Raw genomic sequence first — 12517 nt, 5'->3', positions numbered from 1 at the left:
GGCATGGTCGGCGTCAACGTGGCGATCCCGGTCCCGGTCTCGTACTACTCGTTCGGGGGATGGAAGGACTCACTGTTCGGTGCGGCGAACCGGCGACGGGGCCGGGCGAAGGCACGGTCCTTGGCCGGTACGAGGGGTGTCGGGCCGGCCGGCGCGCGGTCGGCCGGGAGGGGAGGTGCGCCCACGGGGACTCCTCGGGGGTGGGGGCGGGGTGGCCGTCGTGTTGTGTGCGACCGTTGTCTAATACAGGATCAGCAGGGCACTCGGAAGGAGCCCGACATCACCAGCGATCTCCCGCGTCTCGCGGCGGTGACCCGGCCGCACCGGGGGACCGGCCATGCCGGTCCCTCCGTGGCACCCCGGGCGTACCCGCATGGCGGTCTCGGGCACCACCCCAACCTGCCTCCGGGTGAGCGGCTGCGGGTGCTGCTGGTGGAGGACGACGAGGGCGACGCGTTCCTGGTCGGCGAGCTGCTCGCCGAGACGAACTCGATGATCGACCTGCTGGTGGCGACCAGCCTCAGCGAGGCCCGGCAGCGCGTGATGGGCGTCGACTGTGTCCTGCTCGACCTCGGCCTGCCCGACGCGCAGGGCCTCGACGGGTTGCGTCAGGTCCTGGAGATGGCCAGCGGGGCCGCCGTCTGCGTCCTCACCGGGCGCTCCGACGAGCACCTGGGCATCGTGGCGGTCGCCGAGGGCGCACAGGACTACCTGGTCAAGGGCCAGGTCGACGGCGTGCTGCTGACCCGGGCGCTGCGGTACGCGGTGGAGCGCAAGCGCGCCGACGAGAACGCCCGCCGGCTGCGCGAGGTCGAGCTGCGCCAGGCCGAGTCCGCCCGCCTGGAGCGGGGCCTGCTGCCGCAGCCGCTGATGTCGACCGACCAGGTGGCGGTGCACACCTTCTACCGACCCGGCCGGCACGCCGCCCTGATCGGCGGGGACTTCTACGACGTGGTGCAGACCCGCCCGGACCGGGTCGACCTGATCGTCGGGGACGTCTGCGGTCACGGTGTGGACGAGGCGGCGCTCGGCGTCGAGTTGCGGGTGGCCTGGCGGGCGTTGATCCTGGCCGGAGTCCCCGACGACGAGGTGCTGCCGGCGTTGGAGCAGGTGCTGATGAGCGAGCGGCGGCTCCAGGAGATCTTCGCCACGGTGGCCACCGTCCGGCTGGACCTCGACGTCAACCGGGCCACCGTCCGGCTCGCCGGGCATCCGCCGCCGCTGCTGCTCGCCGGCGGCAAGGTGGTGCCCGTACCGGCGCCGGGCGGCCTGCTGCTCGGCGTACGGCCCCGCCGACCTGTGGCATACGACCTGGAGTTCGACACCGATGACTGGTCCCTGCTGATGTACACCGACGGCCTGATCGAGGGGCGGGTGGGCGAGGGCGACGAGCGCCTCGACGTCCCCGGCCTGTCCGGCCTGCTCGCCGAACCGGCCAACCTGGCGGTGCCGCTGGCGGAACTGCCGGCCTGGCTGGTGGGGCGTGCGGAGCAGATCAACGGCGGCCCGCTCGCCGACGACGTCGCCATGCTGCTGGTCAGCCGCGGTGGTGGCCGGTGAGGCTCGGCAACCCCAACTGGACGCTACGGCGGCAGGTGGCCCTGCTGCTCGCCGTCGTCACGCTGATCCTGGTCGGTCTGGCCGGCACGGCCGCCGCCGTCGCCGCGCAGAACCGCAGCCAGATCGACGCGATCCTCAACAAGACCGGGCCGCTGCGTGTGCAGGCGCAGGAACTGCTGAGCGCACTGCTGGACCAGGAGACCGCGATCCGTGGTTACGCGGTCAGCGGGGACCTGGCCGACCTGACCCCGTACGACGACGGCGTGAAGCTGGAACGCGAGCGGATCGCCTCGATGCGGGCGCTCCTGGACGGCGACCCGGCCATCGCCGAGGACCTCGACCGGGTGGAGGCCCGGGCGGCGCAGTGGCGGGAGAACGTCGCCGTCCCGGTGATCACCGCGACCGGCGAGGACGGGCCGGACGCCGGGCAGGCCCTCGTCACCGACCGGGCCCGCGAGCAGTTCGACCAGGTCCGCGCCGCGGCCGACGACCTGCAGGCGGAGATCCTGGCCACCCGCGAGCGGAGCGCGGCCGACGTGCGGCGCAGCAGCAACCAGTTGGCCGTCCTCCTGATCATCGCCGCCGCGGTGGTCGCGGTCGCCGGCATCGCGCTGGTTCTCTCCCTGGACCGCATGGTGATCCGCCCGCTGACCGACCTGGCCACCCAGGTCCGGGAGGTGGCCGAGGGCGACTACCAGCACCGGATCGCCGGGTCGGGTCCGCCCGAGTTCATCCACCTCAGCGACGACGTCGACGCGATGCGCCGCAAGATCGCCAAGGACCTCGACGAGGTACGCGAGGCGCGCGAGCGGATCGAGTGGGTCAACAGTCAGCTCCAGAAGCAGGCCGAGGAGCTGACCCGGTCCAACCGTGATCTGGAGCAGTTCGCGTACGTGGCCTCGCACGACCTCCAGGAACCGCTGCGCAAGGTGGCGAGCTTCTGCCAGCTGCTCCAGCGCCGGTACGCCGGCCAGCTCGACGAGCGGGCCGACCAGTACATCGCGTTCGCCGTGGACGGCGCGCAGCGGATGCAGCGCCTGATCAACGACCTGCTGGCGTTCTCCCGGATCGGTCGTCTCACCACCGGCTTCACCGAGGTCGACCTGAACAAGGTGATGGGTGACGTGGCCGGGCAGACCGAGGCCGCCCTGCAGTACGCCGACGCCGAGCTGACCTGGGGCGAGCTGCCCGTGATCCGCGGCGAGGAGCCGCTGCTGACCAATTTGCTCGCCAACCTGGTGAGCAACTCGATCAAGTTCCGCCGCCCGGACGTCCCGCCGAAGGTGCACGTCTCGGCGCGGCTGGTCGGCGACGAGTGGGAGATCAGCTGCCAGGACAACGGCATCGGGATCGAGCCGGAGTTCGCCGACAAGATCTTTGTCATCTTCCAGCGGTTGCACGCGAAGGACGCGTACCCGGGCACCGGGATCGGCCTGGCCATCGTGAAGAAGATCGTGGAGTACCACGGCGGCCACGTCTGGGTGGACACCGGCACCGAGGAGGGGACCGCGATCCGCTTCACCCTCCCCGCGCTGCCCGAGGACGTCGAGGCCGCGACCCGGGAGTCCGAGGCGGCGGCGCAGGTCGAGGCGGCGGACGATACGGCGACCACCGACGAGCCCACCGGGATCGACGGGCAGGCGGAGGACGTGGGCGCCACCACGGGCCCCGAGAGCGCGGAACGCCCCGACGCGGCGTCGGAAGGCGGTAGAACGGGTGGAATGAAGGAGACGGTGGGATGACCGCGCCGGCGGACGGCAAGAGCCCGATCGAGGTCCTGCTGGTCGAGGACGACCCGGGTGACGTGTTGATGACCCAGGAGGCCTTCGAGGAGCACAAGCTCCGCAACCGGCTGACCGTCGTCTCCGACGGCGCCGAGGCGCTGGCCTACCTGCGGCGCGAGGCGCCCTACACGGACGCGGTGGCACCCGACCTGATCCTGCTGGACCTCAACCTGCCCCGCCGCGACGGGCGGGAGGTGCTGGAGGAGATCAAGAAGGACGAGCAGCTCTGCCGGATCCCGGTGGTCGTGCTGACCACGTCGCAGGCCGATGAGGACATCCTCCGCAGCTACCAGTTGCACGCCAACGCGTACGTCACGAAGCCGGTGGACTTCGAGCGGTTCATCTCGGTGGTCCGGCAGATCGACGAGTTCTTCGTCAGCGTGGTCAAGCTGCCCCCGCGTGGCTGACACCCTGCTCGACGACGTCGCCGGGCTGCTGCGTGAGACCGCCGACCGGGTCGTGGTCCCGCTGTTCCGCAAGCTGGACGACGCCGACGTCGAGGAGAAGGCGCCCGGCGAGATCGTCACCGTCGCCGACCGGCAGGCCGAGGAGCTGATCTCCGCGGCCCTGCGGCGGATGCGCCCCGGCTCCGTGGTGGTCGGTGAGGAGGCGGTCGCGGAGGATCCGGGGCTGCTGGGCCACCTGCGTGAGGCGGGCGAGGTCTGGTTGGTGGACCCGATCGACGGCACGTCGAACTTCGCCGCCGGGCGCCGGCCGTTCGCGTTGATGGTGGCCCTGCTGACCGACGGCGTGCCGACGGCCGGCTGGGTGTACGACCCGCTCGCCGGGACGTTGGCCGTGGGGCGGACAGGCGAGGGGACGTACGTCGACGGCCGGCCGGTGACGGCGGCGGACGCCGCGCCCGCGGTCGGCGGGCTGCGGGGCGCGGCGATGACGCGTTTCCTGCCGCCGCGCGAGCGGGCCGGCGTCGAGGCGGGCGGGCAACGGCTGGGCGAACTGCTCCCCGGCCAGCACTGCGCCGGGCGGGAGTACCTGGACATCCTCACCGGCGAGCAGCAGTTCGTGCTCTTCTGGCGGACCCTCCCGTGGGACCACGCCCCCGGCACGGCGCTGGTGCGGGCGGCCGGCGGGGTGGCGCGCCGCTTCGACGGCACCGACTACGACCCGACGGACGACGGTCGCGGTCTGCTCGTCGCCGCGAACGAGCGGATCTGGGCGGACGTCCGGGAGGCGTTGCTCGGCGGAGCGTGAGCAACGGTGCGACGCACCGTCGACGTTCGATGTCGGAGAGGGTTGCGGGCCTGGTCACACGCGGCCGTTCCGGTATCCTGACCCGCGGTCTCCACCGGCCGGTCGTCGACCGGCCCCGACGGGGGCCGCCGCCGCGCAGGGGTCACCGGGGGGTCGGCGGTCGACGGAAGGATGCTCTCGTGCGTACGACCATGCCCTCCGGGCGTCGCAGCCCGCTGATCGCTGTCCTCGCCGCCGTCGCGATGCTCCTCGGCGTCGGGGCGGCGCCCGCGTACGCGGAGCCGAACGAGGGTGGCTCGAAGAAGCTGCGGGACACGCTGGAGGCCACCGCCAAGGCCCACATCGAGGCCCAGGCGAAGCTGACGAACTCCCAGCGTCGGCAGAAGGAGCTGACCAGCCAGCTCGCCGCGGTCGAGGTCCGGTTGGTCGACCTGACCGAGCAGGTGGGCGAGGTGGCCGCGCAGTCGTACCGGCTGGGGCGGCTGAGCGCGGCGGCGATGCTGCTGGAGAGCACCTCACCGGAGGCCTTCCTGGAGCGGGCCGCGAACCTGGACACGATGGCGCAGCGGGACGGCAAGAAGATCCGGGAGCTGACCGACGTCCGCGAGGAGGCCCGCGCGGCGAAGATCGCCATCGACGGCGAGATCCGCGAGCAGCAGAAGCAGGTGCTCGTGATGGCCAAGCGGAAGCGGGAGGCCGAGGCGGCGCTCGCCGCGGTCAGCTCCGGCAGCAGCGGCGGCTTCAGCGGTGGCAGTTCCACGTCGGCGAGGCCGGCGCCGCGCAACTCCGACGGGTCGTGGCCGTCGGAGTCCTGCTCGGTGAACGACCCGACGACCTCCGGCTGCATCACGCCGCGCACCCTGAACGCCCTCCAGCAGACCCAGGCCGCCGGTTACAAGCGCTACGTCTCCTGCTACCGGAGCGGCGGCTCCGGCGAGCACCCCAAGGGCCGTGCCTGCGACTTCTCGGCCGCCGCCGGTGGGTTCGAGGACCGGACCGCCACCGGTGGGGACAAGGCGTACGGTGACGCCCTGGCCGCCTGGCACGTGCGCAACGCCGGCCGACTGGGAGTGTTGTACGTGATCTGGTACCGGCAGATCTGGCATCCCGGCACCGGCTGGCGGTCGTACGGCGGCAGTGGCAGCCCGGCGGCCGACCACACGAACCATGTTCATCTCTCGATGTACTGACCCGGGGCCCCAGGTTCACTGCGTACCATCGCGCGGGTGAGCTCCCCAACCTCCGACGTCACGGTCCCGCCGGCGGGGCACCTGCCGGTGCCCTCCCGGGCGCTGCCCAACGGCCTCGCCGCGTTCCTGGTCTTCTTCGCCAGCGGCGCCGTCCTGGTGCTGGAGACCGCCGCGCTGCGGCTGGTCGGCCCGTACGTCGGGGTGACCCTCCAGGTGACCAGTTCGGTGATCGGCATCGCGCTGGCCGCCATCGCGTACGGCGCGTGGTCGGGCGGCTGGCTGGCCGACCGTCGCGACCCGCGCACCCTCATCGCTCCGGCCCTGGTGCTGGCCGGCATCGCCACCGCGGTGACCCTGCCGGTCGTGCGGTACGCCGGTGAGGTGCTGCGCGGTGGCGCGGCCAGCGCCATCCTGCTGCTCGTCGCTCTGGCCGTGTTCGTGCCGGCGATGCTGCTGGCGGCGGTCACCCCGCTGGTGGTCAAGCTCCAGCTCGCCGACCTGCGCCGCACCGGCCAGGTCGTCGGTCGGCTCTCCTCGATCGGCACGCTCGGCGCGGTCACGGCCACCCTGGTCACCGGGTTCGTCCTGGTCGCGGCGCTGCCCAGCACGGTGATCCTGCTCGGTCTGGCGGTGTCCCTCGGGGTCAGCGGGATCGCCCTCGGCGTGTGGCTGCGCCGGCAGGACCGCACCGAGCTGCCTGGACCGGCCCGTGCCAAGGCCGCCCTGGCGGTGCTCGGTCTGGTCGGCGCCGGCCTGACCACGGTCGCGCCGACCCCGTGCGACATCGAGACGGCCTACCACTGCGCCCGGGTGACGTCGGACCCCAACCGCGACACCGGACGTACGCTGCTGCTCAACTCGGCCCAGCACTCGTACGTGGACCTGGCCGACCCGACGCACCTGGAGTACGCGTACACGAAGTGGATCGGGGCGGTGGCCGACGTGGCCGCCCCGGCCGGTCGCCGGCTGGACGCGCTGCACCTCGGCGGTGGCGGGTTCACCGTGCCCCGTTACCTGACCGCCACCCGGCCGGGCACCGACAACGTGGTGTTCGAGATCGACGGCGGGCTCGTCGAGCTGGGCGAGCGGAAGCTCGGCGTACGCCAGGGGCCGGATCTGCGGGCGGTGGTGGGCGACGCCCGGATGCTGGTCGCGGGGGAGGGCACGGACAGCCGCGACCTCGTGGTGGGTGACGCGTTCGGCCACCTGGTGGTGCCCTGGCACCTCGCCACCCGGGAGATGGCGGCGGAGATCCGCCGGGTGACCCGCCCGGGGGGCGTCTACGTGCAGAACGTCATCGACTACCCGCCGCTGCGCTTCGTCCGCAGCGAGCTGGCCACCGTCGCCGCCGAGTTCGGGCACCTCGCGCTGATCGCCCCGCCGGCCGCGCTGGCCGGGGAGGGCGGCGCGAACTTCCTCATCGTCGCCTCCGACGCCCCGTTGCCGCTGCCGGCGATCCAGGCCCGCCTGACCCGGGCCGACCCGACGGCGGCCCTGCTGGCCGGGGCCGCCCTGGACGACTTCGTCGGCGAGGCGCTGGTGCTGACCGACGACTACGCCCCGGTGGACCAGCTGCTCGCCACCGCCTGATTGGGTGACATGGCTGACCGATTCCGACCTTCCAGGTGTAGCCGGGACGGTCCCGGGCAACAACGACTCCCATGGGTGGAGGAGTCCGTGACGGCGCGCAGTTGCTCGGGGAGCGGTACCGGCTGATCGAACAGCTCGGTGCCGGCGGCATGTCCGTGGTGTGGCGCGGCTACGACGAGGTGCTCGGCCGCCAGGTGGCGGTCAAGGTGCTCGCGTCCCGGCTGGCCAGCGACCGGGCGTTCCGGCACCGGATCCGGGTGGAGGCCCAGGCCGCCGCCCGGCTCTGCCACCCCAACATCACGAACGTGTACGACTACGGCGAGTCCGTGCAGGTCGGGCTGACCGTGCCGTACGTCGTCATGGAGCTGGTCGACGGCGAGTCGCTGAACGGCCGGCTGCGCCGGGGCAGGCTGCCCTGGCGGGAGGCGGTGTCCATCGGCGCGGAGGTCGCCTCGGCGCTGGCCACCGCGCACGCGCGCGGTGTGGTGCACCGCGACGTGACCCCGGGCAACGTCATGATCACGGCCACCGGGGTGAAGGTGGTCGACTTCGGCATCTCCGCCCTGGTGGGGGAGAAGGAGAAGGGCCCGGACGGCACACTGCTGGGTACGCCCGCGTACCTGGCCCCGGAGCGGCTCGACAACGGCGAGGTCTCGCCTGCCACCGACGTGTACGCGATGGGCCTGCTGCTCTACCGGATGCTCACCGGCCGGCTGCCGTGGCAGGCCGACACGACCACCCAGATGCTGCGCGCGCACATGTACACCGACCCCGATCCGATGCCACCGATCACCGGGCTCCCGGACGAGGTGCGCGACCTGGCGCACCGGTGCCTGGCCAAGCGGCCGGCGGACCGGCCGACCACGGCCGAGGTGGCGCGCACGCTCGCCGAGGCGGCCGGCATGATTCCCGCCGTGCCGGTGTCCCCGGCCCCGGTCGGGGACCATCCGGTCGAGCTGGCGAACGCCGGCACGACGATCCTGCCCTGGTCGGTGGCCACCGACGCGCTGCCCTTCTCCGTCGCCCGGAACCGCCGGTCTGCCCGCCGGCGCCGGCGGGCCGAGGCGCTCGTGGCCGCCGGTGGCCTCGTGGCGGTGACGGCGGCGATGTGGGGGGTGACCTCCGGCAGCTCGGCCAGTGGCGGTGTCGACCAGCCCACCGAGGCGCGGATGGGCACCGAGAAGAAGCCTTCCTGCCAGGTCGCGTACGCCCTGCGCGCCGACTCGGGGAAGGACTTCGCCGCCGAGGTGGCCCTGACCAACTCCGGCGGCTCCGAGCTGCGCGACTGGCGGATGAGCTTCACCTTCCCCGGGCAGCAGACGGTGACGAGGGCCGAGCCGGCGACGGTACGTCAGCAGGGCTCGACGGTGCAGGTCGAGCCGGCGCCCAAGCGGGCCGCCCTGGCGCCGGGAGCCACCGAGAAGGTCTCCCTCGCGGGCAAGTACACCGGGGCCAACCCACTGCCGGTGGAGTTCCGCGTGGGCGACCAGGTCTGCGCGGTGCAGGTCTCGGGCGTCGCCGGATCGGTTCCCAGCACCGCCCCGGCGCCGAAGCCTTCGGTGCGGAAGGCGCCGCCCAGGAAGGCGACGACCTCGTCCGGCCGTGACGAAAGCGGCTCCCGCGACGGCACGAAGAGCGGCAGGTCGGAGAACGCCGGCAAGGGCAAGGGCGGTGGTAAGGGAAAAGCGTGAAGCCGGGCAACGGCGGCCGGGGAGGTCAGGGCAAGGGAAGGTGACGCGGGTCAGGTCAGGGCGGCGAAGCGCTGCACCTGGTCGATGCTGCCCTCGACGATGAGCACGCTGCCCGGTAGGAGAACCCGGTCGTCGGTGGCGTACCGGAATCGTTCCCCGGGGTCCTTCACGCCCACCACCCGCACCCCGTAGTGCTCGACCGGGGCCAGTTCGCGCAGCGATCGTCCGGTCAGGCCCTTCGGGGTGGGTATCTTCGCGATGGCGAAGTCGTCGCCGAACTCGATGAAGTCCAGCATGCGGCTGACGATCAGGTGGGCCACCCGTTCACCGGTCTCGGCCTCGGGGAAGATGACGTGGTGCGCGCCGACCGAGCCGAGGATCTTGGCGTGCTTCGCCGAGGTGGCCCGCGCCCAGATCTGCGGCACCCCCAGCTCGACCAGGGCCAGGACGCTCAAGACGCTCGCCTCGACCGAGGCCCCGATGGCCACCACCGCCCGCTGCAGATCGGCCACACCGATCTGGCGCAGGACCCCCTCCTCGGTGGCGTCGGCCTGCACCACCCGGTCCAGCCGGTCCGCCCACCTCTGCACCCGCTCCGCGTTGCGGTCGACGGCCAGCACCTCGTGGCCCTGCGCGGCCAGCGCGCCGGCCAGGTGGTGGCCGAACCGTCCCAGGCCGATCACCAGGACGGCGCCGGAGTTCGTTCCTCTAGCCGACAATGGGTTGCTCCTCCGGGTATCGGTACCGCGATCGTCGGGTGTTCAACGCGATCGCGGACCCGAGGGTCAGCGGCCCGATCCGACCGATGTACATCAGAAGGGTGAGCAGGTACTGGCCGCCGTCGGAGAGCGACTGGGCGATCCCGACGGACAGGCCGGTGGTGCTGAACGCCGAGGTGGCCTCGAACAGCGCCTGGTTGAACAGGACGCCCTCGGTGAGCACGATCAGGGCGGTCGTGCCGGCGGCCACGAAGGCCACGCTGAGCAGGGCGATCGTGATCGCCTGCCGCTGACTCGCGGTGGCCACCCGTCGGTTCCCGATCCGCACGTCCGGCTCACCGCGCAGCTCCGCCCAGATGACGAAGGCGAGCAGGAAGAACGTGGAGACCTTGACTCCGCCGGCGGTGCTGGCGCTGCCGCCGCCGATGAACATCAGGCCGGTGAGCAGCGGGAAGCTCTCCTCGCTCAGCGACGCGGTGGGCAGCACCGCAAACCCGCCGGTACGGCTCAGCGCGACCTGGGTGAACGAGGCCAGGATCTTGCCCCGGACGTCGTACTGGCCGATGGTCCTGGCGTTGGTCCACTCGGCGGCGAGCAGGGTGGCGAAGCCGACCACGAGCAGCACGACGCTGCCCCAGATGGTCAGCTTCGTGGCCACGGCCCAGCGGCGGGGTCGCCGCCACTCCCGCACGGCCTCGAACAGGGCGGGGAAGCCGAGGCCGCCGACGATGGCACCGACGGCCAGTGGCAACGAGACCCAGGGATCCAGGGAGAAGGCCAGCAGACCGTCGGTGTAGAGCGAGAAGCCGCCGTTGTTGAAGGCCTGCACGGAGTGGAAGGCGCCGGACCACAGCGCCCGGCCCACCGGGTAGTCGTAGGCCAGCGACAGGCGACCCGCGACGACCAGCGTCATCACCGCCTCGCACGCCAGGACGGTCGTCACGATGCGCAGCAGCAGCGCCCGCACGTCGCCGATCCCGTACTCGGCGGTCTCGGCCTGCACCAGCAGCCGGTTGCGCAGCCCGAGCCGGCGGGACACCGCCAGGACGACCAGCGCGGCGCCGGCGAGGATTCCCAGGCCGCCGATCTGCGTGAGGACGGTGATCAGCGCCAGCCCGGAACCGGACCAGTAGTTCGGGGTGTCGTTGACGGCCATGCCCGTGACCGAGACCGCCGACGTGGCGGTGAACAGCGCGGTGGCGAACGGTGTGCGCTCGTAGACGATGGTCGCCGGACGGAGCATCAGCAGCCCGGTGCCGAGCAGGATCAGCACCAGGAAGGCGAGCGGCACCAACCGTACTGGGTGACGAAGAAGCCGGCGCACCAGACAATCTTCCTTTTCCGCCCCAGCCGTGGTGCGGAAACGGCGACGACGGCCGCTGCCAGCCCGGTCCGTCGCGACCGGTCCGCCGGCACCCGCAAGTGTTCACCCGGTCGCCAGAGCCCGACCAACTGCCGGCCAGGGAACGAGGGTCTGCTGTCGTCGATCCCCTCGACGACAGGAGACGGCCTTGCGACGTACCTTTTCCGTGCTCGGTGTGGCCGGCGCGCTGCTGGCGGCGGCGGTGGCCGTGCCGACCGCGGCCGCGGCCCGCGACGACCGGGCTGAGCACGCCGACCGCGACCGCGCCACCCACCGCCCGATCGTCATCGGTCACCGTGGCGCCAGCGGGTACCGGCCGGAGCACACGCTGGAGGCGTACCGGCTGGCGATCCGCCAGGGCGCCGACTACATCGAGCCGGACCTGGTCGCCACCCGCGACGGCGTCCTGGTCGCGCGGCACGAGAACGAGATCAGCGGTACGACCGACGTCGCGGCCCGCCCCGAGTACGCCGCCCGGAGGACCACGAAGACCATCGACGGGGCGTCCGTCACCGGCTGGTTCACCGAGGACTTCACCCTGGCCGAGCTGAAGACGCTGCGCGCCAAGGAGCGGCTGCCGCAGGTGCGGGTCGCCAACACCGCCTTCGACGGCCGGTTCGAGGTGCCCACCCTCCAGGAGGTCATCGACCTTGCCCGGGCCGAGGGTCGGGCGCGCGGACGGGTGATCGGTGTCTACCCGGAGACCAAGCACCCGACGTACTTCGCCTCCATCGGCCTGCCGCTGGAGAAGCCCCTGGTCGAGGTGCTGCGGCGCAACAAGCTGACCCACCGCAACTCGCCGGTGATCATCCAGTCCTTCGAGACGGCGAACCTGCGTGAGCTGAACCGCGTCGTCGACGTCAAGCTGGCCCAGCTGCTCGACGCGGCAGGCCGCCCGTACGACTTCGCCGTCGCCGGTGACACCCGCACCTACGCCGACCTGGCGAAGCCGGCCGGCCTGGCGTGGATCGCCACGTACGCGGACGGGATCGGGGCGAACAAGAACCTGATCGTGTCCCGGGACGCCACCGGCCGGCTGCTCGCCCCCACCACCCTGGTGCGGGACGCGCACGCCGAGCACCTGATCGTCCACGCCTGGACCTTCCGGGCGGAGAACCAGTTCCTGCCGGCCGACTTCCGGATCGGCACCGACCCGGTCGCCCGCGGCGACATCCAGGCCGAGTACGAACTGTTCTACGGCCTGGGCCTGGACGGTGTCTTCACCGACCACCCGGACACCGCCGTCGCCGCCCGTGCGGGCCTGCCCCGCCGCTGACCACCTGGCCCGCCCGTCGGCCCGCCCCCCCCCCCCCCCCCCGGGCGCGGGCGCCGCCCCGCCCCCCCCCCTGCGCCGGGGCCCCCCACCGTACCAGAACCGCCCCCCCCCACACCGCCCCCCACACCCCCC

General features: G+C 72.6%; 11 protein-coding genes. 8 read left to right on the top strand and 3 right to left on the bottom strand.

Annotation, left to right across the window (positions count from 1 at the left end):
• Positions 1 to 44: 44 nt before the first annotated feature.
• Positions 45 to 185 (bottom strand): hypothetical protein, encoded by a 141-nt coding sequence (locus tag AB0I76_RS11980; protein WP_357033677.1) that lies wholly within the window; start codon positions 183 to 185, stop codon positions 45 to 47.
• Positions 186 to 351: 166 nt separating this feature from the next.
• On the opposite strand from AB0I76_RS11980, the gene AB0I76_RS11975 reads away from it, so the two are divergent.
• From AB0I76_RS11975 to AB0I76_RS11945, 7 genes are all read left to right on the top strand, one after another.
• Positions 352 to 1560 carry a fused response regulator/phosphatase gene (locus tag AB0I76_RS11975; RefSeq protein ID WP_357033675.1) on the top strand — a complete coding sequence of 403 codons (1209 nt, stop codon included), beginning with the start codon at positions 352 to 354 and terminating at the stop codon, positions 1558 to 1560.
• A complete protein-coding gene (locus tag AB0I76_RS11970) occupies positions 1557 to 3302 on the top strand; it encodes a CHASE3 domain-containing protein (RefSeq protein WP_357033673.1) in 1746 nt (581 codons plus the stop codon). Before AB0I76_RS11975 ends, AB0I76_RS11970 begins: the two co-directional genes overlap by 4 nt.
• A complete protein-coding gene (locus tag AB0I76_RS11965) occupies positions 3299 to 3751 on the top strand; it encodes a response regulator (protein ID WP_357033671.1) in 453 nt (150 codons plus the stop codon). Before AB0I76_RS11970 ends, AB0I76_RS11965 begins: the two co-directional genes overlap by 4 nt.
• Positions 3744 to 4556: an inositol monophosphatase family protein gene (locus tag AB0I76_RS11960; protein ID WP_357033669.1), complete on the top strand. Its 813-nt coding sequence runs from the start codon at positions 3744 to 3746 to the stop codon at positions 4554 to 4556. Before AB0I76_RS11965 ends, AB0I76_RS11960 begins: the two co-directional genes overlap by 8 nt.
• Before the next feature lie 179 nt (positions 4557 to 4735).
• Complete coding sequence (locus AB0I76_RS11955) at positions 4736 to 5746, top strand: hypothetical protein (protein ID WP_357033667.1); 1011 nt, start codon at positions 4736 to 4738, stop codon at positions 5744 to 5746.
• Between the two features lie 36 nt (positions 5747 to 5782).
• Positions 5783 to 7336, top strand: a complete 1554-nt coding sequence (locus tag AB0I76_RS11950; protein ID WP_357033665.1) for a fused MFS/spermidine synthase — start codon at positions 5783 to 5785, stop codon at positions 7334 to 7336.
• A gap of 71 nt (positions 7337 to 7407) precedes the next feature.
• On the top strand, positions 7408 to 9027 hold the full coding sequence (locus AB0I76_RS11945; RefSeq protein WP_357033663.1) for a serine/threonine-protein kinase: 1620 nt from the start codon (positions 7408 to 7410) through the stop codon (positions 9025 to 9027).
• A gap of 50 nt (positions 9028 to 9077) precedes the next feature.
• On the opposite strand, the gene AB0I76_RS11940 is transcribed toward AB0I76_RS11945, so the two are convergent.
• On the bottom strand, positions 9078 to 9710 hold the full coding sequence (locus tag AB0I76_RS11940; RefSeq protein WP_357033679.1) for a TrkA family potassium uptake protein: 633 nt from the start codon (positions 9708 to 9710) through the stop codon (positions 9078 to 9080).
• 25 nt (positions 9711 to 9735) lie between these two features.
• Positions 9736 to 11070 (bottom strand): potassium transporter TrkG, encoded by a 1335-nt coding sequence (locus AB0I76_RS11935; protein WP_357033661.1) that lies wholly within the window; start codon positions 11068 to 11070, stop codon positions 9736 to 9738.
• Between the two features lie 187 nt (positions 11071 to 11257).
• On the opposite strand from AB0I76_RS11935, the gene AB0I76_RS11930 reads away from it, so the two are divergent.
• Positions 11258 to 12385, top strand: coding sequence for a glycerophosphodiester phosphodiesterase (locus AB0I76_RS11930; protein WP_357033659.1), 1128 nt, complete (start codon positions 11258 to 11260; stop codon positions 12383 to 12385).
• The last annotated feature ends 132 nt before the right edge of the window (positions 12386 to 12517 follow it).

The organism is Micromonospora sp. NPDC049799, assembly GCF_040656655.1.
Classification (GTDB): domain Bacteria; phylum Actinomycetota; class Actinomycetes; order Mycobacteriales; family Micromonosporaceae; genus Micromonospora.
The sequence above is the reverse complement of the archived record's forward strand: the minus strand, read 5'-3'. Positions and strand labels throughout refer to the sequence as shown.

What these genes read in the sequence shown, in the direction of transcription:
- AB0I76_RS11945 (WP_357033663.1), top strand. Translation starts at nt 7,408, where the DNA reads ATGGGTGGAGGAGTCCGTGACGGCGCGCAGTTGCTCGGGGAGCGGTAC.
- AB0I76_RS11965 (WP_357033671.1), top strand. Translation starts at nt 3,299, where the DNA reads ATGACCGCGCCGGCGGACGGCAAGAGCCCGATCGAGGTCCTGCTGGTC.